At 41.2% G+C, this 24152-nt stretch carries 21 protein-coding genes, 2 tRNA genes, 1 other RNA gene and 1 pseudogene; 3 read left to right on the forward strand and 22 right to left on the reverse strand.

Annotation, left to right across the window (positions count from 1 at the left end):
- Window positions 1-18: 18 nt before the first annotated feature.
- The 8 genes from H0Z23_RS01210 to raiA all read right to left on the reverse strand — a co-directional run bounded on the left by H0Z23_RS01210 (window position 19) and on the right by raiA (window position 9695).
- Window positions 19-624: a site-2 protease family protein gene (locus H0Z23_RS01210; RefSeq protein WP_296866983.1), complete on the reverse strand. Its 606-nt coding sequence runs from the start codon at window positions 622-624 to the stop codon at window positions 19-21.
- 15 nt (window positions 625-639) lie between these two features.
- Window positions 640-3261: a CBS domain-containing protein gene (locus tag H0Z23_RS01215; protein ID WP_296866985.1), complete on the reverse strand. Its 2622-nt coding sequence runs from the start codon at window positions 3259-3261 to the stop codon at window positions 640-642.
- Entirely contained in the window at window positions 3258-4148 is an 891-nt protein-coding gene (coaE, locus tag H0Z23_RS01220; protein ID WP_296866986.1) for a dephospho-CoA kinase, read from the reverse strand. Before coaE ends, H0Z23_RS01215 begins: the two co-directional genes overlap by 4 nt.
- A complete protein-coding gene (locus H0Z23_RS01225; protein ID WP_296866988.1) occupies window positions 4108-6108 on the reverse strand; it encodes an ATP-dependent helicase in 2001 nt (666 codons plus the stop codon). Before H0Z23_RS01225 ends, coaE begins: the two co-directional genes overlap by 41 nt.
- Window positions 6084-6740: a hydrogenase nickel incorporation protein HypB gene (hypB, locus tag H0Z23_RS01230; protein WP_296866990.1), complete on the reverse strand. Its 657-nt coding sequence runs from the start codon at window positions 6738-6740 to the stop codon at window positions 6084-6086. Before hypB ends, H0Z23_RS01225 begins: the two co-directional genes overlap by 25 nt.
- Entirely contained in the window at window positions 6724-7092 is a 369-nt protein-coding gene (gene hypA, locus H0Z23_RS01235; protein ID WP_296866993.1) for a hydrogenase maturation nickel metallochaperone HypA, read from the reverse strand. The genes hypB and hypA overlap by 17 nt, the downstream gene beginning before the upstream one ends.
- Before the next feature lie 23 nt (window positions 7093-7115).
- Window positions 7116-9002, reverse strand: coding sequence for a molybdopterin-dependent oxidoreductase (locus H0Z23_RS01240; protein ID WP_296866994.1), 1887 nt, complete (start codon window positions 9000-9002; stop codon window positions 7116-7118).
- Window positions 9003-9146: 144 nt separating this feature from the next.
- Complete coding sequence (gene raiA, locus H0Z23_RS01245) at window positions 9147-9695, reverse strand: ribosome-associated translation inhibitor RaiA (protein ID WP_296866995.1); 549 nt, start codon at window positions 9693-9695, stop codon at window positions 9147-9149.
- Window positions 9696-9876: 181 nt separating this feature from the next.
- On the opposite strand from raiA, the gene H0Z23_RS01250 reads away from it, so the two are divergent.
- A complete protein-coding gene (locus H0Z23_RS01250; RefSeq protein ID WP_296866998.1) occupies window positions 9877-11067 on the forward strand; it encodes a pyridoxal phosphate-dependent aminotransferase in 1191 nt (396 codons plus the stop codon).
- A 66-nt stretch (window positions 11068-11133) separates the two neighbouring features.
- On the opposite strand, the gene arcC is transcribed toward H0Z23_RS01250, so the two are convergent.
- The 5 genes from arcC to rpsB all read right to left on the reverse strand — a co-directional run bounded on the left by arcC (window position 11134) and on the right by rpsB (window position 15122).
- A complete protein-coding gene (gene arcC, locus H0Z23_RS01255) occupies window positions 11134-12078 on the reverse strand; it encodes a carbamate kinase (RefSeq protein ID WP_296866999.1) in 945 nt (314 codons plus the stop codon).
- Window positions 12079-12303: 225 nt separating this feature from the next.
- Entirely contained in the window at window positions 12304-12861 is a 558-nt protein-coding gene (gene frr, locus H0Z23_RS01260) for a ribosome recycling factor (RefSeq protein WP_296867001.1), read from the reverse strand.
- 5 nt (window positions 12862-12866) lie between these two features.
- Window positions 12867-13589: a UMP kinase gene (pyrH, locus tag H0Z23_RS01265; RefSeq protein ID WP_296867003.1), complete on the reverse strand. Its 723-nt coding sequence runs from the start codon at window positions 13587-13589 to the stop codon at window positions 12867-12869.
- 72 nt (window positions 13590-13661) lie between these two features.
- The gene (gene tsf, locus H0Z23_RS01270) at window positions 13662-14255 is read right to left on the reverse strand and encodes a translation elongation factor Ts (RefSeq protein ID WP_296867004.1); all 594 of its coding nucleotides are present in this window, start codon (window positions 14253-14255) and stop codon (window positions 13662-13664) included.
- Between the two features lie 3 nt (window positions 14256-14258).
- Window positions 14259-15122: a 30S ribosomal protein S2 gene (rpsB, locus tag H0Z23_RS01275; protein WP_296867006.1), complete on the reverse strand. Its 864-nt coding sequence runs from the start codon at window positions 15120-15122 to the stop codon at window positions 14259-14261.
- A gap of 199 nt (window positions 15123-15321) precedes the next feature.
- On the opposite strand from rpsB, the gene H0Z23_RS01280 reads away from it, so the two are divergent.
- Window positions 15322-15654, forward strand: a complete 333-nt coding sequence (locus H0Z23_RS01280) for a metal-sensitive transcriptional regulator (RefSeq protein WP_296867009.1) — start codon at window positions 15322-15324, stop codon at window positions 15652-15654.
- Between the two features lie 58 nt (window positions 15655-15712).
- On the opposite strand, the gene H0Z23_RS01285 is transcribed toward H0Z23_RS01280, so the two are convergent.
- The 9 genes and pseudogenes from H0Z23_RS01285 to H0Z23_RS01325 form a co-directional block, all read right to left on the reverse strand.
- On the reverse strand, window positions 15713-16219 hold the full coding sequence (locus tag H0Z23_RS01285; RefSeq protein WP_296867011.1) for a hypothetical protein: 507 nt from the start codon (window positions 16217-16219) through the stop codon (window positions 15713-15715).
- Between the two features lie 31 nt (window positions 16220-16250).
- Window positions 16251-16350: signal recognition particle sRNA small type (gene ffs, locus H0Z23_RS01290), an RNA gene on the reverse strand.
- A 45-nt stretch (window positions 16351-16395) separates the two neighbouring features.
- Window positions 16396-16483 (reverse strand) — tRNA-Ser (locus H0Z23_RS01295).
- Window positions 16484-16537: 54 nt separating this feature from the next.
- Window positions 16538-16630 (reverse strand) — tRNA-Ser (locus tag H0Z23_RS01300).
- Between the two features lie 30 nt (window positions 16631-16660).
- Window positions 16661-17080 (reverse strand): annotated as a pseudogene (gene tadA, locus H0Z23_RS01305) (tRNA adenosine(34) deaminase TadA); the annotation flags it as partial.
- 124 nt (window positions 17081-17204) lie between these two features.
- Complete coding sequence (locus H0Z23_RS01310; protein ID WP_296867012.1) at window positions 17205-19595, reverse strand: hypothetical protein; 2391 nt, start codon at window positions 19593-19595, stop codon at window positions 17205-17207.
- 41 nt (window positions 19596-19636) lie between these two features.
- A complete protein-coding gene (locus H0Z23_RS01315) occupies window positions 19637-20005 on the reverse strand; it encodes a GrdX family protein (protein ID WP_296867013.1) in 369 nt (122 codons plus the stop codon).
- A 144-nt stretch (window positions 20006-20149) separates the two neighbouring features.
- Complete coding sequence (grdB, locus tag H0Z23_RS01320) at window positions 20150-21460, reverse strand: glycine reductase complex selenoprotein B (protein ID WP_296867015.1); 1311 nt, start codon at window positions 21458-21460, stop codon at window positions 20150-20152.
- 15 nt (window positions 21461-21475) lie between these two features.
- Window positions 21476-22762, reverse strand: a complete 1287-nt coding sequence (locus tag H0Z23_RS01325) for a glycine/sarcosine/betaine reductase component B subunit (protein WP_296867016.1) — start codon at window positions 22760-22762, stop codon at window positions 21476-21478.
- Between the two features lie 162 nt (window positions 22763-22924).
- On the opposite strand from H0Z23_RS01325, the gene H0Z23_RS01330 reads away from it, so the two are divergent.
- Window positions 22925-24094: a sugar diacid recognition domain-containing protein gene (locus H0Z23_RS01330; protein ID WP_296867017.1), complete on the forward strand. Its 1170-nt coding sequence runs from the start codon at window positions 22925-22927 to the stop codon at window positions 24092-24094.
- Window positions 24095-24152: the final 58 nt, after the last annotated feature.

A 24152-nucleotide genomic window follows, 5' to 3' on the forward strand; every position in this document is an offset into this window, starting at 1 on the left:
CGCACTTCTCTGCCAATTTTAAAATATAATTCTCAACATTATGCTAACCAAGGGGCTCATTATGGCCTGGATTACCCCACTTACCACCAAAACTATGAGGATCAGAAAACTGTATCGCTCTAGCCAAAAATATTTACTTAACCACCTGGGTGGCAAGACCAAATACAAAAGCTTCGAACCATCAAGAGGGGGTATCGGAATTAAATTAAAAACTCCAAGCCCGAGATTTATTACAGCTAGTAATACAATGAACCTACCTAAAGCTGGATATAAAATCAACATCTTGCCGGGAATAACTCTAGCCAACAAGCCACAAAAAGAAGCAGTCAGGAAATTCCCTGCTACCCCAGCTATGGAGACCAAAGCTATATCTCTTTTAGGGTTTTTAAAATACCTTGTATCTATAGGCACCGGTTTAGCCCAGCCAAATCTAAAAAACAACAGCATCAGCGCTCCAATAGGGTCTAAATGTGCTAATGGATTAAGGGTCAACCTCCCCGCCCTCATAGCGGTAGGGTCACCTAACTTAAACGCCACATAACCGTGGCAAAATTCATGAAAAGTGATGGCCCATAATACTGCGGGAATACTCAAAATAAGATCTCCTAGTGCTGGAAAATGCATGATAACTTTACACCCCTACTTTCTATCTTTCTTAGGAAAATTTTTTAATACCCATTCTATCTCTTCTTCTCTAGTCTCTACCAAACCGTCAAGTCTCGCATTCCGCAAGGCCTTCAAGATATAACCAATCATAGGTCCTTCTTTGTATCCCATATCTAACATATCTCGCCCAATGAGCATGGGCTCTATCTTTCTAAGCCTTGTAAGATACAATAAAATTCGCCGCCTCACTCGCCACCTGTTGGTAGCAGCTGCCCAATATAAAGCCACAGCTGGATGTATTTTAGATAAATATTCGTATATCCTTGAGTTAGGTTTCTCTCCCCTACCACCTAATATGTGCTCCGCAGACCCCATCTCATCTATACTCTCAACAACTATAGATCTTTCTTTATCTGAAACATGGAGCCTATCCAAAACAGAAAGCATTCCTTCTCTATGAGATTCAGAAACTAATGCGCTCAAATAGGGCAACCACTCAGTTTCCGTCATGTCAGGCAAATCCCTGCTAAGCCGTCGCCTGAAAAAGCTTATCCTTCTCATTATCTTTATGGTTTCCTTACCAGGATTTAAGCCGGGAAACAAAGTCCGCCACAAACCTAGTTGTGCGCATCTTTTAACCATTTTGTAGGGAGAGCCTTCTTTAAAAATTAATTCTAGTTCGCTTCGGAGCCTTACCCCTGAAAGGAGCGACACCAAACCACCTTTTATACAATTGATCATTAGCCTATACGTGTTTTCTTCTATGTCAAATTCTAAACGCTGCTCAAGCCTGATCCCCCTAATCACCCTGGTTGGGTCTTCTACAAAACTCAGATTATGTAGCACTCTCAAAACTTTTTTCTTCAAGTCCTGTCTTCCACCAAAATAATCTACTAAGGTGCCCCAAGTAGACCTGTTTATAGAAACAGCCATAGCATTAACAGTATAGTCCCTTCTGTAAAGATCGTGTTTCAACGAGTCACTTGATACCGAAGGCTGAGCTACTGGATATTCATAAAACTCTCTTCTAGCTGTAGCCACATCAACTTTTTTCCCACTGGGGAATACTATCGTGCCTGTTCTAAATTTCTTGTGGGTAGCTACACGGCAACCATCTTTTTCCCAAGATCTAATAAACTCAAGAGCATCTCCCTCTACCACAATATCTAAATCTTCATTTTCCCTCCCCAGCAATAAATCCCTAACAAAGCCCCCAACTATAAATGCCTTAAGCCCCATTTCCTCGGCTCGCCGTCCCAGTTTTGCAAGAAGTCCTAGAACCCATGGTTTTAGCCTTCGGGCCATTATATCGGATACATTTTCAGTCCAAGGCATTTCTTCCGCAAGAGGACGCTTTTCACTAGGCAGCGATCTAGGATAAAGAGCTCTTAAAATGTCTGTCCTTGTCACTATACCCACTAGCACATCATTTTCTAGAACAGGCAGTCGCCCAATATTGCGCATCACCATAATTCTATGGGCTTCAGCTACTGAAACTGCAGGAGATATAGATACTGGCCTTTCTGTCATAAAATCTTTTACTGGTGCTTTCCCAAGTCCATGTATCGTCGCCTTATCTAAATCTTTCCTTGTTATTATCCCCTTCAGTTTGCCATTATCTGCCACCGGTAAGGCAGCATGGCCATAGCGAATCATAACTTTATACGCGTCTTCTATCAAAATCAAGGGATCTACTGCCATGACAGGACTGGTCATTATATCGCCTATGGTAACACTTGGCTCTATTGCCCTTTCCAACATTTTCTCCAAGTCATTGATAATCTTTTCAGGATTGCCTTCCGCCAAGGTTAGCGAAGCCGCTTGAGGATGCCCTCCACCGCCTAGAGGCGCTAGAAATCTAGCAACATCCATAACTTCCTCTCTACTCCTTGCGACTACATAGACGTGTTTTCCCATTTTGACTGCAGCTATAGCAACGTCCGCCTCGAAATAATCTCTAAGTCTATGAACAAAAAGAGATAAGCCTTCAACATATTGCTCAAAAGTCAAAGTAGAAAGGACAACCCTTGCCCCATTTATTAGCTTCTCTCTGGCATTTTCTATTAACTTGTCCTGTATTCGCCGTTCCACAGGGTCTAGTGAAAGCTCTATATAAAACGGTATAGAAGTCAAGTCCGCTCCCATTTCTTTAAGAGCTATAACCGCTTGAATATCCCTACTAGTAGTAGATCCAAAAGTTAGTGCTCCGGTATCCTCATATATACCCATCGCAAACAGGGTAGCTTCGTGTGGCGAAATAGAGATTTTCTCAGAAAGGAGCCTCTCCACCATCAAAGTAGTAGCTGCCCCCAACGGCTCTATCAACGAAAAATCAGATGGTATATCGTCAATAACAGGAGGATGGTGGTCATAAACATGAACTGTAATTCCTGGCTTCTCTAGAAGTTTAGCGAATTGGCCTATACGATTAGGGGATCTGGCGTCTACGACCACCAAAGAGGTAATGGAGTCAAACTCCACTTGCCTAGGTGTGAGAACCTCCCATCGCCCGGCGTTTTTCATCAAGAATTCTCTTACGTTTCTGCCTGCTGAGCCAGAGAAACAAAGGACTCCACCACCATATAACTTACTTGCTGCCACCATACTAGCCAAGGAGTCAAAATCCGCTCCTATATGTGTAGTTATAACCCTCAACTATCACATTCCTCCAATATCCACTTTCTTACTTCAAGTGATGCTTTTTTCATCCTTTGTGCCGTAATAACTGGAAGGTCATAGCTATGAGCTTCTCTTACAACCCTTTCTATTTGAGGGAATAGATTCTCAACACTTTTGAAAATAACCAGATATTCCTGATCGCTTTCAAGGTTGCCAAGCCAAAGATATCGTGAGTCAACGCCAACAATGTTGGTACAGGCGACAAGACGCTTCTCTAGCAAAAATCTGGCTATACGCTCTGCCTCATCGAAAGATCCGCAGGTAAAAAATCCCTCTATACAACATGATATCCTCTTCAAAAAATCTAAAAGCCTACAAACTTCTCCTCTCAACTCATTTAATCCCTTATCATTCATTATTACCCAATCTGCAGCTTTACGTTTAGTTTCTTGGGGAATCAACCATCTCTCACGCCTGAAAAGTTCATATTCATTCCACCCTCTACTTTTGTTTCTGTTTACTCTCTGAGCTAATGGAGAACTTACATAAACAGTAAAATCTACCCACCATGGGACACCGTTCTCAAATAAAAGAGGGATCTCCGCCACAATTAAACCCTCACTAAACAAAACTTTTGCTTCCATCTGTGCTCTGACCCTAGGATGGATTAAACCGCACAACCATCTATATTCCTTCTCATCCTCAAAAACGATATCTGATATCTTCCCAGGAAGAGGGGGCCCTTCATCGGAAAAAATGACATCTCCCCATCTATCTTTAACAGCCTTCAGGATACTCTCATCTTTCCAAATCTCAGAAACTATCTTATCTGCATTTATAATTGAAGCCCCAAATTCGGATAACATAGAGGCTACAGTTGACTTACCAGCCCCAACGTCGCCTGTCAAACCCACCACGAACATCAGGGTAGACCTCCTCTCCCTGGTCCTTCGTCTCCTTCAGATTATCTGGGATCTCCCACAAAAACCTAGAAAATCCATTTCTTGAAACTGTACCAAAAAGAACTCGGCTTCTGGCCGCTGTCAGGTATAGTTTCTCCTCTGCTCTGGTCATTCCTACATAGCAAAGCCTTCTCTCTTCTTCCAACAGATCTCTCACATCAACACACTTATAATGAGGGAATATAGATTCCTCCATGCCTACTAAAAACACCACAGGAAATTCCAACCCCTTACCGGCATGCAAACTCAACATATTCACTTTATCTGGACTCGCTTCTTTTGAAACGTCCATATCCGTCAGGAGAGTTATTCCTGCCAACATAGATTCCAAACCTTCACTGGTATCAGCTACAGATACAAGTTCGTATATGTTCTCTATCCTCTCCTGTCTTTTTTCATGCGTTTCTCCCTCAAATGTTTTTTCGTACCCCATTTCCTTCAAAATATAATTTATAATGCTAGGGATATCATCTTTAATACGCCACAAATGCAACATATCCTTAGCAAACGACTTAACCCCTTGAGAAGCTTTTCCACCAAGATTTGCTCCACTCCTGCTTAAATCTTCCCACAACATCTCTGGCTCCATATACCCTATGCTGTTAACATAAGAGAGCAATTTTTCCATACTTTTGGGACCTAATCCTCTAGTGGGCACATTACCCACTCTTCGTAAGGAAACAGCATCTAGGGGATTAACTATAAGACGCATATAAGCCAAAACATCTTTTACTTCCTTTCGCTCATAAAAAGCAGTCCCTTTCAAAATGTTGTAAGGCACTCCATTCCTCAAAAAATGTTCTTCATAAAGTCGGCTCATGGCATTTACTCTGTAGAGCACAGCCATCTCGTTCCATCTATAGCCTTGAGATCTCAGTCTCAAAATTTCTTCCGTCACAAAGGCAGCCTCTTCGTGCTCGTTACGAGCCAAGAAAACCAAGACAGGATCCCCTTCTTCCCTGTCAGTCCAAAGGGCCTTATCGGGTCTTTGTAAATTATTTCTAATAACCGCATTTGCGGCCTCTAAGATGGTTTTCGTAGATCTATAGTTTCTTTGAAGCATGAACACTTTAGAACCCGGAAAGTCCTTTTCAAAGTTCAATATCATCCTCATATCAGCCCCACGCCAACCGTAAATGGACTGATCTGGATCTCCAACTACCATAATTTTGCTTTCTTTGCCCTTTAGGGCTTTTAGCATTAGGTATTGAAGCTTGTTAACATCTTGATATTCATCGACCAATATCCAAGAATAACGGCTTTGTTCCCTTACCTTGAGGTCTTTATCCTTATATAGCAACTTCAACGGCAATACCAGAAGATCATCAAAATCAATAGCTCCCTGATTGCTTAGGTGCTCTTCATATTTTTCCATAATTACATCTAAAGGGCTTGCTAGCTTCCTATAATCGTAATATGGTGGCACAATATCGGTCTTACTCTTTGATATTTCTTCCATAACCCAACTAGGTTCAAACTTTTTAGGGTCCAAATTAGCTTCTTTTATGATGGACTTGAGTAATGATTTAGAATCTTGCCTGTCAAAGATTGTTTTCGCTTTTCTTCCTAATAATTCCTCAGCTCTTTTGGCGTTTCGCATAAGAAAGCGCAAACCGAAAGAGTGAAATGTAGAAACCTCAAGAGACGATCCCATATCCCCGATAAGAGTTTGCACCCTTTGCCTCATCTCTCTTGCCGCTTTATTGGTGAAAGTGACTGCTAAAATTCTAGATGGATGTATGCCTTTTTCAGCTACCAGATACGCAAATTTGTGGGCTAAAACCCTGGTCTTGCCGCTACCAGCCCCCGCAAGTATTAACATAGAGCCATCTGTGTAACTAACTGCTTCAGCTTGTTCTTTGTTCAAAGATTTGAGGAGATCTGAAACTGCCATTTTCATCTTCTCTTTTCCACCAACCATTTTTCTAAAATTTCAAACCATGCATCCATACCTTTCCCCACCGGAGACGCAACTTCTAGCTGAGCAGCATGAGGATTCAGTTTTTTTACATCCCCCCAAAAAAGCTCCTTATCAAAATTAAAATGTTCTAAAAAGTCTACCTTAGTCAAAAGAACTACTCCAGCTCTGAAAAACAAATGGGGGTACTTAAGAGGCTTATCTGGTCCTTCTGGTACGCTGCACACTGCAACCTTGTAATCCTCTCCAAGATCAAACTCTGCTGGACACACGAGGTTGCCAACATTTTCTACGAAAATAATATCCAATTCTTCCATAGGCAGATCTTGGAGGGCTTTCCACACTAAATGAGCTTCCAAGTGGCAACCCCCTTGGGTATTAATCTGAATAACCGGCGTACCTGTTTTAGATATCCTTTCCGCATCCCTTGAAGTCGCCACATCCCCTTCTATTACAGCAGCCTTGAAAGGTAATGATTTTAAGGTCGCTTCAAGCAAAGTTGTCTTCCCCGCTCCTGGGGAACCTATTATATTCAGCATCAATATACCTTTATCTTTAAACATTTCGCGTATCTTGAATGCATATTGTTCATCTGCAGCAAAAACAGATTTTCTTACGCTAACTTTCCGTGACATCAGTATCCTCCACCTCCAACGATTCTATTTCTAACTCCATACCACTTAAAAGCTCCACATCAATACTTCCACACTTCTCACAAAGACCACCGTTTGTTGCTCTTTCTTCATCCCACTCGTTACCACAAGCCTTACATCTCCATTTTATAGGAACGATATCCAATTCTAACTTCGCCCCATCCAGGAAAGTACCTTCCGTAGACACTTCAAAAGCAAAAGTCATGACTTCTGGAATAACTTGCCTCATGGCTCCCACTTTCAGGTTAACTTTTAAAACCTTTCCCCACTTGTTCAATTCATTTTGCTTTTCAAGCTCCTCAATTAAAGCTTCTATCAGAGATAACTCATGCATTGGCCTATCCCTTCCTATTTAGTTTATAACTTGTTCAAGTCAACGAAGCTTTCGTGAAAAGGAACCCCATAGCCTGGGGACACCTTTGGCTCTGTAAGCTCGTTTACCCAAGGATGCCCTTGAACCATGATACAGTACCCCGAATCCATCGTTTTGTCGATTCTACAAATCCCTTTAAGTGTAATTCCTCTCCCCGAAAGTATAATCAAATCGCCATCATTTATGCTTCTTTTAGCTGCTTCCTTATCTGAAACAAAAACTTCTGGTGTGTCAGGATTTTCAACCCCAAAGGTTTGCCCATTTATAAACTGTGATGAATGCACCGATATAAATCTTAAAGATTCAAAGTTATGGCTATCTCTTAACGTCATGGGGAAATCATCCGGAAGTAGAATTTCTACCCTATTGTTCTCACACCAAGAATCTTGTTCTTTAAGTGCATAAATTCCTTTAGAAACCTGTTTCACTAGCGGAGAATTTTTTAACAATTGGTCCATCTTGTTCCTTGCTTCTTCAAGGTCTATATTTAACCCCAATTCTTGCGCCAAAAGAGTAAAAATGGTCGTCTCTGGAAGAGCTTGTCCTGGAGGATCTAAGGCCTTTTCACTTCTCAACAGATATCCATGCCACCATGATCCCAGCCAATCTGGACCTTCTTCTAAGAAACAAGCAGCTGGCAATACCAGATCGCAAAGTAAAGCTGTTTCAGACATTTCTATGTCCAAACACACTTTGAAAGGTATCTCTGCCATGGCCCTCTTGAATTTTTCTATGCCAGGGGCTTGCTTCGCTGGGTTACAACAAGTAAAAAGCGCCGTTTTTATTTTTGGACGATAACCAGAAATATTGAGAACCCAATCGCCTACAGGCACTCTCCTCTGCATTGCCGGTGAACCTATTAATTCCATTGGGAACATCCAATCCTCATTTTTGCCAAAGACCACTCCAGAGCCCTTTAAATCAAAAGCACCCAGAAGTAAAGATAGTGCTACCAACAGGTGAAAGGTTTCCGCCCCCGATTCATATCTTTGTGGACCATATCCTGCATAAATAGCGATTGGTCTATGTACCATAAGCCACGAGTAAATGGATTCAAACGATGATTCATCTAAACCAGTACGTGCTAACAAGTTTTGTCTATCCAACCTTGCCAATGCATTCTCGAAACTCTCAACGTTTTTCGCTCTTTTGCGCCAATAAGGCCAACCATCACTACGTTCTAACAACGTTTTACATAACAGCAAAGCAAGCACCCCGTCACTTCCAGGCCTTATGCGCCACCATTTATCCGCAAAATCAGTTGTGGGAGTTCGTCTTATCTCCAACGCCCCTATTTCTACACCTTCGCTAGCTTTAAAATTTCTTAAAATTGGCAATATATGAGGATGAGTTTCAACAACATTACGTCCCCACAAGAGAATTCCTTTGGCATATTTTAAATTTTCCGGCTTATACACAGGAGTAAAACCAAAAGCTCTTTTAAGACCCGCACCTCCTGCAGAACCACACAGGGAACCTTTAGGCTCCGTATATCCCCCCAGCTCCACAAACACTTTTTTAAATAATTTTTTTGAATAAAACAAAGAACCAGCGCTTTGATATATGAAGTTTGAAAGAGGCCCTTCACTTGAAAGAGCATCATGAATACGCAAAGCCCAAAGAGAAATAGCCTTTTCCCACGAAATTTCTCTCCAACTGGAGCCATCTTTCATCAGTGGCGAAGTTAACCTCTTAGGGGACCTTACTCGATACTCCCACCTTTTCCCTTTTTTACATATCCATCCTCCACCAATAAGGGAGAATTGGGGGTTGCCTTCCAATCTTATAGTATCATTCTCATACTTCCGGACTAGCATAGGGCAACTATCCGGACAGTCATGGGGACAACACGACACAAACACCTGATCCATCTAACCCACCTCACGCTTAAAGCTCCTCAAACACCCAATATACATGTCAAATCCCAATCATGCAAAAATGCTTTATGGCGGGAAGACTCCCGCCATAATATACAAAACTTAAATATCTCATAAATTCAATAAATAAGACTTCTATTATTCTTCAGGAACTAATAGGCCAAACCCGCCATTTTTCCTCCTATATATTACGTTTACTCCACCATTTTCAGCGTTCTTAAAGACAAAGAAATTATGCCCCAACAAGTCCATTTGCATGGAAGCTTCTTTCACAGTCATGGGACGAAGAGGAAAACGTTTGACTTTTACTACATCTTCTAAGGTTTCCTCTGATTCCGTGGTCATCTCATTGATAAACTCACTAATTTCAAAAGTTAATTCTTCATGAGATTTCATTCTCGCTTTGTCCTTGAGGAATTCTTTGTGCCTTTTTACTTGCCTTTCTATGTTTTTAAGGCCCTTATCAAAGGCTTTTCTCACATCCTGGGCATACTCCTCACCCCTCATGATAACCCCATTCACGTCTGCAGTAATTTCAACCACATACATTCCTCTGGTGAAATTAACCTCAACCTGGACGTCCAAAATCCGGTCGAAAAACCTCTCCAGCTTTGAAAGTTTCTTTTCCATATACTCTTTCATCTCATCTTGCAGTTCAACGTGTCTGGTAACAAAACGGACATCCATGAGATCGCCTCCATTCTCTTCACTATTTATGGTTTTATTTTAGCACGATCCTTTATTATTTTAAAGCGCTCTAGCATTTGGTTTATTTACTATTGTTAACTCCCGTTACTCGCCTTATAATTCAACTTGTTAATTTCGCTTCACATAATATCTTCCTATTTTGACTGGAGGGGTTTTTGTAATGAAACTTTCGCAGAGAGCTCTAAAAATGGAACCTTCTGCCACTCTTGCGGTAGTGGGAAAAGCTAAAAAACTGAAAGCAGAGGGCAAGCCTGTCATTTCCTTTGGTGCCGGCGAACCAGATTTCGATTCACCTCCTTCAGCTTTAGCTTACGCTAAAGAAGCCATGGATAAGGGTGAAACACACTATACAATAGCGACAGGAATACCTAAGCTGAAGGAGTTAGTAGTAAATTATTATAGCAACAGGTTTAACGTAACAGCAAAGCCAGAGCAGGTTATAGTTGGAGCAGGCGCAAAACCCCTCATATATGAGGCTTTAGCCTGCCTAGTAGATCCCCAGGATGAAGTTTTAGTTTTTTCCCCCGCATGGGTAAGCTATGTAGAGCAAATAAAGCTCTGTGGCGGAAAAGAAATCATAGTAGACACCTCAGATACTAATTTTATCCCCTCTATTGAAAAAGTAACAAATAGCATAACGGATAAAACTGTCGGTATGATTTTAAATACCCCCAATAATCCTACAGGTGCAGTTTATGACGAAAAAACTATCAAAGAGTTGGCCAAGTTAGCCAAAGAGAAAGATATATGGATAATTTATGACGAAATTTACGAACGTTTAGTTTACAAGGATGCAAAACATCACTGCATCTTGAGCCTTGTTCCTGAAATTGAGGATAGAACGATATTGATAAATGGTGTCAGCAAAGCTTTTGCCATGACCGGGTGGCGAATAGGTTATGCCATCGCCCCTACTTGGTTAGCCCCTAAAATGGGAGCTTTTCAGGGCCACCTAACCTCCAATCCTTGCTCTATAGCTCAATGGGCAGCAGTAGGCGCTCTAGAAAAAGCAGAGAAAGATGTTGAAAAAATGCATAAAGCCTTCAGTGAAAGAAGAAAACTTATAGTCAACATGCTCAGAGACATGCCTCATATTAGCTTTGACGCTCCAACTGGTGCCTTTTACGTTTTCGCTGATATAAAAAAGACCCTAGGGAAAAAACATGAAGGCAACTTAATAGACAGTGACATCACATTCTGCACTCAATTACTAGAAAAAAAATATGTAGCAGCCGTTCCAGGAACGGCCTTCTTGGCCCCGGGTTACGTGCGTCTTGGATATGCTAATTCTGTTGAGGAAATTACTGAAGGAATGAACAGGCTTAAAAGTTTCCTAGAAGAGATAAACTAGTTCGACTATTCACGTAAGGGGGCGAATATCGCCCCCTTACTACTAGCCTCGTTTTATTCTATCAAATCAGGCCGTTATTTGAGTTCCAGCCTCACCTTTAAGAGCTTGAAGTGCTTCATTTAGGCTTGCTATAATGGCTTTTTTGCCTCCATTTTTCACAAAACGCAAGGCTGCAGCTACCTTAGGCCCCATGCTTCCAGCTTTAAAATGCCCTTCTTCTTGATATTTGCTCAATTCATCTGCAGAAACATGCCCTAACCATGTCTCATCAGGCTTACCATAGTTTAATGCTACTTTAGGCACATCGGTAAGTATCATGAAGACATCTGCATTGACTTCCTGAGCAAGCCTTTCAGAAGCTAAATCTTTATCAATGACGGCTTCCACACCTTTGTAAAGCCCTTCTGAATCTCTTACTACAGGAATACCACCACCACCAGAAGCTATAACAGTGTAGCCTCTTTCAACAAGGTCTTTTATAGGCTCAGCCTCAACTATGTGTAGAGGGTTGGGAGAAGGAACTACTCGCCGCCAGCCTCTTCCAGCATCATTGATCCACGTCTCTCCCTTCTCTTCCATTCTCTGCCGCGCAACTTCCTCCGAATAAAAGGGACCTACTGGTTTGGTAGGTTTCTTGAAAGCCTCATCATTAGGATCCACCTCAACCCTCGTGACGAAACACACAGGGCGATGATCTTCAATATTTCTCAGCTTAAGCAGATTATCTATAGCCTGAGAAAGCATATAGCCTATCAATCCCTGGCTTTCGGCTCCACACACATCCATAGGCATGGGCGGAACTTGCTTAGATCCAAGCTCGTTTTGTATAAGTATTGCCCCTACCTGAGGACCATTGCCATGACTCACTACAACTTCATATCCTTTTTCTAGCATTTCTACTATTTGCCGTGCCGTAACCATAACGTTAGCCATTTGCTCTTCTGCTGTACCCTTTTGCCCTCTTTGAAGTATGGCGTTTCCTCCTAAAGCTACTACAACTCTTTGAACCATTATATTCCCCTCCGTTTAATATCATAAATTTCTTTCAATTTCTCCTAAAATATCATTCGCCACAATTACCATATTTATAGGGAGATTATATATCCTTCAAGAAAAAATTTGCAAGCCCTTCATAAACTTTCTAAACCTAAAAGTTCAAAACCCCGGGGGCAGATTTTCTAGATCTCATCTTCCCTCCGGGGTTTTATAGTTTAATTATTTTATTAGCAACTAATATTACTTTTCTAATATTTCCTCTTCCTTTTCTTCAGCTATTGCATCTATCTTTTTAATAAAATCATCTGTTATTTTTTGTATGCGCTCCAAATAATCATGCATCTGATCTTCGCTTATCTCGCCACTTTTTTCTTTTTTCTTTACAGCATCATTTGTATCTCTACGAAGGTTTCTAACCGCTATCCTGGCATCTTCCGCATATTTCTTGACAAGTTTGGTAAGTTCCTGTCGTCTCTCTCCGGTCAGTTCTGGGATGTTAAGCCTGATTACATCACCATCTACTTGGGGATTTATACCCAAGTGAGAAGCTTGAATGGCTTTCTCTATAGGTTTGACAGCCGTCTTATCCCAAGGAGCTATTAAAATTTGCCTTGGATCTGGTATGGATACTGTCGCCATTTGGGAAATTGGGACCATACTACCATAATATTCCACCTTAATATCCTCTACCAGCGCAGGATGAGCCCTGCCAGTCCTTATACCTTGTAACTCCTTTTTTAGATGTTCTACTGCTTTTTCCATACGTTCCTTCATATCCTTAAATTCTTTTTCAGCCATTTTAGTCACTCCTTTTTAGCATGGACAAGCGTTCCTATCTTTTCCCCCTCTAAGAGTATCTTGGCCAACGTATTTTCTTTTAGTATATTGGCTACAATTATAGGAATATTGTTTTCCATACAAAGAGAAAATGCTGCGGCATCCATTACCTTAAGTTGTCCCTTGAGAGCATCTTCATAAGTCAACTCTTTCAGTAACTTCGCATCGGCATTAAGCGCGGGATCCATATCATATATACCATCCACTTTAGTAACTTTCAATAGGCACTGTGCTCCAATTTCCGCAGCTCTTAAAGCGGCAGCTGTGTCAGTAGAAAAATAAGGGGATCCAGTGCCAGCAGCAAAAATAACAACCCTACCTTTTTCTAAATGCCTTAGAGCCTTTCTCCTGATAAAAGGCTCCGCAACCTCTCTCATTTCAATAGCTGTTTGAACCCGGGTAGGCACTCCTAATTTTTCCAGTGCACTTTGCAATGCCAACGAGTTAATCACCGTTGCAAGCATTCCCATATAATCGCCCTGGGCTCTGTCAAGATCGAGTTTTTCTGCGTTTACCCCTCTAAAGATATTCCCTCCACCAACAACTATTGCTATCTCAATGCCCGCTTTCGCTAATGCAGCTATATCCCTGCATATTCTTAAGACCACATCCATATCAAGGCCAAAACCTTTATTTCCTGCCAGAACCTCTCCAGAAAGTTTTACAAGAACGCGCTTATAGGACAGCATATCTCATTTTCCCCTCCTGAAAAACGATACTAAAAAAGCGGGGATAATTCCCCGCTTTTTATTTAAATTGAATTACTCTCCTATTGAGAAACGGGCAAATCTTCTTACTACTATGTTCTCGCCAAGAATAGCTATTTTTTCAATTATTAGATCCTTGATTTTCTTTTCAGGATCCCTTATATATTTCTGCTCTAGAAGGCATGTTTCCTCATAGAATTTGGCAAGGCGCCCTTCAGCTATTTTCTCCACGATGTGCTCAGGTTTACCCTCTTCCAAAGCTTGAGCTTTGTATATTTCCTTTTCCCTCTTCAAATCCTCAGCAGGGATATCGTCTACAGAAATATACAGGGGAGCAGCTGCTGCTATATGCATGGCAATCTCCTTACCAAGCTCCTTAAACTCATCAGTTCTAGCGACAAAATCTGTCTCGCAGTTCAGCTCAATCAACGTACCTATTTTCCCGTTAGTATGAATATAACTAAAAACAACACCTTCTGAAGCAGTTCTACCAGCCTTCTTCGCTGCCTTAGCAAGCCCTTTTTCCCTAAGGTAATCTACTGCTTTATCGATGTCTCCATCGCATTCTTGTAAAGCCTTTTTGCAATCTAAAACACCCGCTCCAGAGCGATGTCTAAGCTCTTTAACAGCATCCATATCAATAGCCATAAATTAATCCTCCTTCCAACCTTTACGAACTTCTAGCTCTTTATCCAATAGTTTTTCTTCCACAACACCATAGTTCTCCTGCAGTTTTTCTCTTATGGTAATGGTATCTTCTCCAGAAGCGACAGAAACTTCATCTTCATCTTCCGCTTGCTGGTCACTCTCAACAACGTCTTCCACACCATCAACACCCTGCCTACCTTCAATAACTGCATTGGCCAAAGTCCCAACAATCAATCTAATGGCGCGTATAGCATCGTCGTTTCCTGGAATGGGGAAATCAATCAAATCAGGGTCACAGTTAGTATCAACTATGGCTACTATAGGAATATTTAGCTTCCTAGCTTCCATGACAGCTATATTTTCTCTTCTTGGATCAACAATCACCAATGCATCGGGCAGATCCTTCATATCTTTAATACCCAGAAGGAATTTTTCGAGCTTTGCTCTTTCTTTTTTCAAAGCTGCAAGCTCCTTCTTACTCATCCTTTCCAGCGATGTTTTCTCTTCCAGCTCCTGAAGCTCTACCATCCTATTGACTCTACGCCTTATTGTTGAAAAGTTGGTCAAAAGGCCTCCAAGCCATCTATGGTTGATATAAAACTGACCGCACCTCAGGGCTTCATCTCTTATGGTTTCCTGAGCCTGCTTCTTGGTACCTATAAAAAGCACTGAACCTCCGCCTTTAGAAACCTCTCGCAGAAAATCATAAGCTTTCTCCAAACCTTTAACTGTCTTCTGGAGATCCAAAATATAAACCCCGTTTCTTTCCGTAAAGATATAGGGTTTCATTTTTGGATTCCACCTGCGAGTTTGGTGGCCAAAATGGACACCACTCTCAAGCAACTGCTTCATAGAAACTACTGCCACATTAATCCCTCCTATTTTTGGTTTTGCCTCCACACCCATCCTCTGAAGCCACAATCCCGATTTTAGGACACCAATGACCTCATCAAGGCGTGTGAGTATTAAGACCAAAGGGAAGTATAGCATAATTAGGCATTGACCATCAACAATTTTATGTTTAGCATATACCCCGTATAACTATTGAAGATATAGGAGGAAAGCCATGTCGAAAAAATCACTGATAGAAAAACTAGAAAATATGCCTTCTGATCGAAAAGCCATGCTTAACCGTCTTAAAAGGGTTGAAGGTCAATTGCGAGGAATACAGCGAATGATAATAGAAGACAAACCTTGCCATGACATACTTCTACAACTTTCAGCTGCCCGTAAAGCAATGCAGAATGCATGTATCGCCATTTTAAAAAATTACATGAAAAGCTGCATAGAGGAGTCCAACATCCCTAACCTCGAAGAAATGGAAAAGCTAATAGGAACCCTCATAGAAATAGCTCCGCCAGCATCTTGTACAAACGAAGAAGAATATAAAGAACAATAACTTTTTTGCAACTTGAAAGTACTTAAAGGTTCCAGCAACATCCTCGGGATTAGGCTGATTAATTTGCTACAGGCCTATTCCCCGAGGACATAATTATCGACAATAAAACTCCAGGATCTATTCTCTTTGAAGATATAGAATCTACTGCATACATACCATCCAGGTACCACAAACGCCAACGCAATGACACTTTGCTTTCGTCAGCTGATGGCCAAATTGACCGGAAAAAAGATCTCCATCCCTCCCGGCCTTCCATCTCTGCAGCCATTAGAGCCCTATTCAAAGCACTCTTCTTTTCTAGATTAACTGGTAGCTTCATTCCTTCTGGCGGATCCTTTTCCTCAATCTTTAGTTTCCCCATCGGGAAGAACTCCACGCTACCCCCTGAAGCTTCAACAACCGCCAACTTATGAATATATTGAGGACGTGATAGTAAACTCGTCTGGAATATTTCTAAAGGCACCAAGTAAATAGGTTGAAGGATCAGCTTACCTGAGACAATTTCCGTATTGGAAGGTGTTACATATCCTTTAGGAGATTCCTTTTCTTTTGCTTTTTTAGCCAACTACCCTATACCTTCCTTTCGGTTTTTTCGTGGAGACCCAGTTTACTCGCATCACCCAAAAATATCCGCTTACCGTTGCTCCCTCCCGGGCCTGGCGGGGTTCGCGGCTTTTTGCCGTGCGAGGCTGGGTCTCCACGAAAAAACCGAATGTTTGATTTTCAAATTCGAATAAAAAATGGCGGAGAAGGAGGGATTCGAACCCCCGGAGCGTTGCCGCTCAGACGCTCTCCAAGCGCCCGCCTTCGACCACTCGGCCACTTCTCCGCGTTGTCTACGCACTGACACTATCTCCAATTTTTATTATAACATCTTTCACCTTGGCGGAGAGAGTGGGATTTGAACCCACGAGACGGCTCATCACCGCCTAGACGATTTCGAGTCGCCCGCCTTCGACCACTCGGCCACCTCTCCACCCCGTTGTAACCCTCTAGATCTTAACCTATCAAAAAAAACCTGTAGTATTTTAGCACATTCTTGCTCAAGAATTCCACCTGTCACTTCACAGTTATGATTAAGCCTGCCGTCCCTAGGGATATTATAGAGTGTTCCGCATGCCCCTCCCTTAGGATCAAAAGCCCCGAATACGACATGCTTTATTCTGGCCAAGACCAAAGCCCCAGCACACATAGGGCATGGCTCCAAAGTGACAAATATTTTGCATCCTTCCAGCTTCCAAGTTCCAAGCCTCTGGGCTGCATCTCTTATAGCTAAAATCTCAGCATGGGCCGTAGGATCTTGCCTTTGAACAGTTTGATTATATCCTTCACCTATAATTCTATCCTCTTTGACTACTACAGCCCCTACAGGTACTTCACCTTGCGCAGCACCTATCTTTGCTAGCCCAATCGCCCTGTTCATCATTTTTTCTAAAATATCATTCAAGGGGCAGATCTCCTCTCAAAGACGGACCGGGAGGAATTTTACCAGAATTATTTTTAATTGAGAAGGGGTAATTTGCGACGAATTTCAATCTTTATCCATTACGTTAACTCCGTCTCCTGTTTTTAAAACTAAGTACCAAAAACAAAAGAATGAGCCCAAAGCAAATTGCTACAACCACCCATAGAAGTAAAGGCACTTTTCCAAATATGCTTATAGACTTAGCTCCGTTCTCTGCTTTTTCGATAGGATTCTGAGTTTGAAGGCTCTTAGCCACGTATTCCCCATTCTCCTCTGAAACAATGGCAATTGCTCCACTTTTAAAATTCCACTCTCCAAATAAACCTTCTAAAATGCTATTTGGCAATGTTTTTGCTTTTTCCCCAAAGAACAACACCATTAATGAGTCCTCGCCCTTAGCTCTTACCGCAACCAGTATAGGAAATTTATTATGCAAGCTAGCATAAGAAACGCTACCCATAGTCATTTCCCAGAACTTATGCAAATTGATATCTTTTCCCCTTAGTTCATCCATCTTTATCAAAACTATGCCTGAAACTCGTTCTTTTGGCATATCTTTTAATTGATTTTCTGTCAGAAAAAAATCAATTTGGAAATTAACCTTATTTTCTATAGCTTTTAAAATTGGAGTCAGTAAGTTTAAATCCTCAAAGGCAAACAAGGGAATGTCCCATACACCTATTTCTCTCCCCACCCATAGAAACGGCAGATCCTTCAAATACAACCTGCCATTACCCAAACTCCTAAAATCTTCGACACAGAAGGAAAGTTCATCTATTACAACCCACATCACACTGGATGGAGGTCTTACAGCATTCCCAAAATGTGATTTCATATGAAAACTAATAACCACATCCAAAGAATCATCAGATGAAATATCATAGTCCATAACAGGCACAAGAAGCTCAAGAGTATCTCCTATCCTTGATGCTTCCTTCAATTTTCTGCTCGTTCTTCCATGTCCCTTAATCTCTACCTGGACTTCGGTTTGATCCAAAGAAATAAAAGGAGATGTCCTTATTCTTAAGAGCATCTTCCCTTTTGCGATTTTCCCCATTGTATCCGGAAGTGAAGATGTAAAAGTTAATCTCTCATCAAGAGCATCTCTGATTACGACCTCTTTTTTAAGTAAAGGTATTTTTATTAAACAACTTTCTGTTCCTGAGCTTGCACCAAGATAATATTCCCTCAAATCCTTATCTTTTAATGACAAACTGCTAACCGCTGGTAGCTCTGCGGGGACATCCGAAAAAAGCAATTTGACAACTTTTCGCAATAAAAACTTATCCTTTGCGGTAATAAAGAAACGAACTCTACCAGCTTTATTTCTAAAACATGACAGGAAAACATTCTTCTCTTTTTCTTCGTCCAGCATAAAGGCTTTTTTCAAATAATCTGGAAAATCCGATTCAAGCCCGAAAAAGATTATGTCCTCCTTCGAAAAGTCAGCACCATTATTTATTTGCTTAAAAATGGACGAAAGTGATTTGAATTTTATCCTCGTCTTGGAACGAACGGCTATATAAAGAGCAGTTTTGTATACGTCAAGAGGCTGGTTCTCTGGCATCACCAGCAGGATTTCATCTTTGAATTTTTCTTTTTCAGTTAGGAGTTCTCCCAAATCCGAAAGAGTTAAGGGACGTTCTGGATAAGACAAAATAGATAAGTTGCTAGTTTTAGAAATTTTCAACCATCCAGCAGAGCCATTTATAAAGCTTAATATTTCTAATTTATTAATCCCCTTTTTTAACCTCTTTTTCTCAAGAGGGACCTTTAGTACTTTTTTAGGGCTCTTAGAATCATGGAGCATAAAACATTTTTCCGGATATCCATTAAGAAAAACAACAATATGAGAACGACTATCTTCTCTCACGCCTTCACAGCTTATATTAAGCTCCAGTATTGCTTCCTCCCCCCGGGCTAAGCTACTTTCCAGATCAAGGTCTATGATTTGGCGCGTCACTCCCGGTTTTATCAATAATTCTTCCTGAAATAGCAAAAATTTTTTTCCTAGCTTCCCATCGGACAAGATATATGGGCTCCTTCTCAATCCCAAACTTCCAAAAGGACTCCTTTTTCCAAAATAAAATGTTTGTAGAGGGTACGGTGGTTCCTGGCTATTAGGATAAAAATCCACCACTATACGGGGTGGATTATCTAATTCATACACATGTGCTCCCATGTTCTCTTCACCAAGGTCTATAAGTATTTTTGTAGTTGAATCACTAGATTTAACACGATATGATGCCTTGATCCTGCTTCCCGGAAAATAACCAAAGTGAGGTATTGCTTTCTCAGGCGAATCTTCCACAATGAGAGTAAAGAACCTACCATTATTGACATAGTTATAATCTGCTCTTTTGCTTAAATCCACTACTAATCTTAGTCCTTTGGGTTGAACTCCTGCTCTTATAGAAGATATCTTCGCTTCCGCCTTGAAAGGCAACAAACCTACTGATATGACAAACAGAAACACAAAAACCCCCAAACAAGTACACCTAAAGCGCATTTGCGTAACTACCTACTTCCTAAAAGATTACTCAAAAAGTCAAAATCTAAAAAAGCGTAATCCTTCAAAACTTCAGGTTTTACTTCTTCCCACTTCTTTGCATAACCAAAAAGCTTGGTTGATGCATTTTGAAGGAGCAGCAAATCTGACCCTTTCACTTCTTCGCTTTTCTTACTCTCAAGGACTAAAGTCCTGTAAGGGTTCTTGAATAAAGAAGCATTTGGTGGAAGCGGTGAACAAAAAAGAACATAACCGTTCATGACATACTCCATCGCTTTTTGAAGCACATTCAAAGGTGTTCCGTCCACTTTCAATGCTCTATCAGGATATCTTTCTATTACCATAGGGTTATTGGTAATCAATATCTTTTTTCTCATTGTCTATACTCCATTCTGCTAGGAAAAGTAAATATCAACACCAATTATACATCTATAACACTAGGGAAGGGATAGCCAACAATATAAAAGGCCTACCCTCCCCTATATCAGCTACATATTGCTAGGTTAATAAATCTATTTATCCTATTTATTGAAAATAGTTTGTTCTTTTATCTCAGTCTGTATAGCTTTAAGAGCCCTTTCTAAAACTTCCCTTCTTATTGCCTTGTCAACTTCATCCCCTTTGTCGGGAGCTCCTACAGGGTGAGGAATTGCAATACCTGGGACTATTCTGTTGGCTCCAACTGTCAGCATTATAGGAACAATTGTGGCTATCTGTACTACCGGAATATCAGCTGAGGCTTCAATTTCTCTTGTCATCGATGCTCCGCACCGAGTACAAGTTCCTCAGGTAGAAGTTAGAATTACAGCGTCAACTCCTGCTTTCTTAAGATCCTCTCCTATCTCCTTACCAAATCTCTCAGCATTGGCAACAGAAGTCCCTGTACCCGTCGTCGTGTATACATAATCGTACAACTTACCAAAAACTCCCTCTTTTTCCAGTTGACGCATAACGTCCACCGGTAACACAACATCAGGATCCTTGTTTGCCCAAACCCTGTCATAACCTCCATGGATAGATTCGAATATTTCTGGGCTAAGGTCGTCTATGCCCGAAATATCGTACTTCCCATAACTCTCCGCCGAAGATACTCTTATACGATCTGGATTTCCTTTCGGCACTACTCCACCAGATGAAACAAGTGCTATGGTTGCATTTTTGATATCCTTCACTGGCTTTGCAGGAGTTATCTTCTTAAAGGTAGGCATCTCATATTCTGTTTTAAACAGCTCTCCTTTTAGCTTTTTCAAGAGCATGTCTACAGCACGTTTTGCCCCATTTTCTTCGTAGAAAAAGTTTTTTCTTATTCCTCTGTGGAAATATCCCTCTTCTTCGGCTGGCCTTAGCTTTTGGCCCTTTAACAATTTTAAGCTCAACGTTGTGATATTTTGCAGAGCATCCTTCATGCCTCTTGCACTATCTGCAGTTTTCACTATAAAGGTTTTGTTTGAGTACAATTCAACCCCTGGATTCTCATAATACATCCCTGTAACGGTAGGAATCCCTAATATTTCACCAGCTGTAACACATATATCTCCACACGCTACCCCATACCGCCCTGCATTAAAGGCTGGGCCTGCTATCAATAAATCTGGAGAAAACCCCTTTATAAGCTCCAAACACCTTTCCCTTGCTATTTCTATATTTTCTCCATAATAGCTATCTCCACAAACAACTGTACCCACAACTTCGGCTTCATCTCCTAGCAAGAAGTTTATTTGCATTGCTGGCCCCAGGGGCTCTCTTTTGGCGAAGGGTTCCTGATGCGCTGCCTCTTCTCCACCCATACCAGCAAAAAATTGATTTATATAACACACTACTTTGTAGGCCACTACATCCACCTCCCCTTATACCCAACGGGCCCCTATGCGGCCAAACCCCAATTCACTAGTTGAGCCTATAATTGCCTGCAGCTCCACAAACATCGATCCATCTTCTCTGAGACTTTCTTCAGCACCACCAGAAAGGTTTGCTATCGCCTCTGGATAACCTATAACCTTATTCATCGGTGGAAGCTCCACCATTTCATTCACATTGCCAGTGGATACAAAAGCATCCATTTCAGGGGTCGCATCTGCCAAGCCTTGACTCTTTCCATCAACCCCTGCTGCCTCATCAGAGATAATCACTGTTTTTATGCCCGACTTCTCACATATTTTCGCATTCATGCACAAATCTGTATCAGGGTTACCGTAGCCTTCTTCAGATATAACGGCCCCATCTGCACCTAGCAATTTTGCCAGCTTAGCATTAAACCACGCCGCACGTTCTTTTCCAGACAATCTGGTATCTTCAAGAGTAGGAATCACGCCAAGGAAGTTTAGTTCCTTACCGTGCCTTCTATAAAGCTCTTCCACTATTGGATCATTCTGGTGATGATATGTAGTGTTCTTATCACATGCGGACACACAATTTCCAGAGACCATGGCTCCATCGAATTTCTCATTTGGGTGTATCAAAGTAGGTACAATATGTTTCATATCCGCACCGTAAAGATACGTGTCATGCAGCAAGCCCTGTGTTATGGACATACAAAAATAAACTATCTTCGGAAGGTGTGGATACTTGGCGTTCTCTTCGTCTAGGCTGCCCTTTTCGTAAACTTTCGTTCTATCAGGCTTAGCATCTCTACATTTATCGGCCAGATAGTAAGCTAACTTCAATCCTGCAATCCTTAAAGCTTCCTCATATTCATGTTTCTCCAGCCCATCTTTAGGTTTTACAACCAAAACTACATTGCTTGTACGAGAAAAGGGGTTGTATTCAGCTCCTGGCCCTGACATGTCTATCAAGCCTTCCTGGAAAGCAACTATTGGGCCACATGTCACTACCGCAGCTCCCTTAAGGACCAGTGTAGCTCCTTCACCTACTGTCTCCATACCTCCTATAAATCCAGGAAAAACTTCCCCTCTACCCTCCAATTTACAACGAGGCTCTACTACATCTTTAACTGGAATTATCCTGACACTTTCCCCAGGCCGAGCCAAATCTAAATCTACATATTCGAAACGAGGATCATCGGAGACATAACTGATGGCTTCATTCCTGTTTACAAACAAAACCCCATCACAGACCTCTGTCCTTTCACCCCACTTCACATTTGCAATCAAAACCTCTCTCAACTCCAGCCTCACATTGATATCCCCCTTCTAAACTTTGTAGGCTTTTTACAAAGTATATAATCAAAGAGATTGTTTGTTGTTGTAATCCTGAACTAAAAATAGGCTTATTATATTTTATTTTTGTGCAATTGAACATATAATAAAATCACCCAAAAATGAAAGAAGGAGATTCAGGTGCTAGAGAGGTTCGCACAGGTCATATGCGACACCACATGGGAAATCATAGGTTACGAAGTAATAATTACTGACCAAAAGGCGGTAATTATAGGATCAAGCAATCCCAGCAGAATAGGGACAATTCATCAACCTTCGATAGATTCAATGAATCTTAAGAAAGAAATTTTCACAGACGAAAAGCAAGCTATGAAATGGATTGGGGTCAAGCCTGGAGTTACATTGCCCATATCATTGGGAGGCGAGGTCGTAGGCTCTATAGCTATAGCTGGCAATCACAAAGAAGTAGCTAAATATGGTCATCTAGTCCAAAAACATGCTGAAATTTTTCTTCATGAACAGGTTATTACAGAATCTAGCCTTGCAAGAGAAAGAGCTTTAAGTGATTTAGTATCTATCTTGGCCTCCTTTAGACCTACGGAAGATGATTCCTCGGTAATTCTAGTTAGGGGAAAAGAACTTGGTTACAATCTTAATAAACTCAGAATATGCTTGGCGATAGAGTTAATCAATACGGAAAAGCAAGGGGAAATAATCGCCTTCAATACCATCAGGAACACAATACTGCCGATCTTGAGAAATGTTTTCAGCGACCCTCAGGACATAGTGGCACACATAGGAGAAATGCGATTTGCAGTAATAAAAGCTCTTTCTCCTGAAATAGCTGAAAATCCTGAAAAACTAAAGAAAAAATTCTTTACCGCCTATAAAACCCTCCAAAACAATTTCGAAAGGTACTCATATGAAATTTATATGGGAATAGGTAACCCTGCAAAAGGAATAGAATCCCTTCATGAATCCTATAGAAGCTCTTGGAAAGCAATAGATATAGCTTCTGGGAAAGCCCTTGGAATATATTCCATTGGAAGCTATAGAGTGGAGGAGCTTTTGACAACTGTAAATAAGAACGAAGCAAAGACATTCGCCACTCAGACTTTAAGCAAACTGGAGCAGTTGAACGATTGGGATGAAATCAAAAGAACTTTTCTGGCCTGGTTAGAAAACCCGTTCAACCCTAGCGAAGTTTCCAAAAATCTCAATATTCATAGAAACACTCTAAACTACAGATTGGACAAAATAAAAAGGGCATCCCAATTGGATCCCCGAAATTTCAAAGATGCTTTCTGCTTGTTTTTGGCCTTAACTATTCGATCTAAAGAGAACAAATAGTGAAGCTTGCATAAATGCAAATCTATACTCTTCACGAAAAGACAAGTTTTGCGGTTTA

Source organism: Thermovirga sp. (genome assembly GCF_017656375.1).
GTDB lineage: Bacteria > Synergistota > Synergistia > Synergistales > Thermovirgaceae > Thermovirga.

What these genes read in the sequence shown, in the direction of transcription:
- H0Z23_RS01240 (WP_296866994.1), bottom strand. Translation starts at nt 9,002, where the DNA reads ATGGATCAGGTGTTTGTGTCGTGTTGTCCCCATGACTGTCCGGATAGT.
- tsf (WP_296867004.1), bottom strand. Translation starts at nt 14,255, where the DNA reads ATGGCTATTGATATGGATGCTGTTAAAGAGCTTAGACATCGCTCTGGA.
- coaE (WP_296866986.1), bottom strand. Translation starts at nt 4,148, where the DNA reads ATGTTCGTGGTGGGTTTGACAGGCGACGTTGGGGCTGGTAAGTCAACT.
- raiA (WP_296866995.1), bottom strand. Translation starts at nt 9,695, where the DNA reads ATGGATGTCCGTTTTGTTACCAGACACGTTGAACTGCAAGATGAGATG.
- H0Z23_RS01315 (WP_296867013.1), bottom strand. Translation starts at nt 20,005, where the DNA reads ATGAGAAAAAAGATATTGATTACCAATAACCCTATGGTAATAGAAAGA.
- hypA (WP_296866993.1), bottom strand. Translation starts at nt 7,092, where the DNA reads ATGCATGAGTTATCTCTGATAGAAGCTTTAATTGAGGAGCTTGAAAAG.
- H0Z23_RS01210 (WP_296866983.1), bottom strand. Translation starts at nt 624, where the DNA reads ATGCATTTTCCAGCACTAGGAGATCTTATTTTGAGTATTCCCGCAGTA.
- pyrH (WP_296867003.1), bottom strand. Translation starts at nt 13,589, where the DNA reads ATGCTGTCCTATAAGCGCGTTCTTGTAAAACTTTCTGGAGAGGTTCTG.
- H0Z23_RS01280 (WP_296867009.1), top strand. Translation starts at nt 15,322, where the DNA reads ATGTCGAAAAAATCACTGATAGAAAAACTAGAAAATATGCCTTCTGAT.
- hypB (WP_296866990.1), bottom strand. Translation starts at nt 6,740, where the DNA reads ATGTCACGGAAAGTTAGCGTAAGAAAATCTGTTTTTGCTGCAGATGAA.
- arcC (WP_296866999.1), bottom strand. Translation starts at nt 12,078, where the DNA reads ATGGTTCAAAGAGTTGTAGTAGCTTTAGGAGGAAACGCCATACTTCAA.
- H0Z23_RS01225 (WP_296866988.1), bottom strand. Translation starts at nt 6,108, where the DNA reads ATGGTTGGTGGAAAAGAGAAGATGAAAATGGCAGTTTCAGATCTCCTC.
- frr (WP_296867001.1), bottom strand. Translation starts at nt 12,861, where the DNA reads ATGGCTGAAAAAGAATTTAAGGATATGAAGGAACGTATGGAAAAAGCA.
- H0Z23_RS01250 (WP_296866998.1), top strand. Translation starts at nt 9,877, where the DNA reads ATGAAACTTTCGCAGAGAGCTCTAAAAATGGAACCTTCTGCCACTCTT.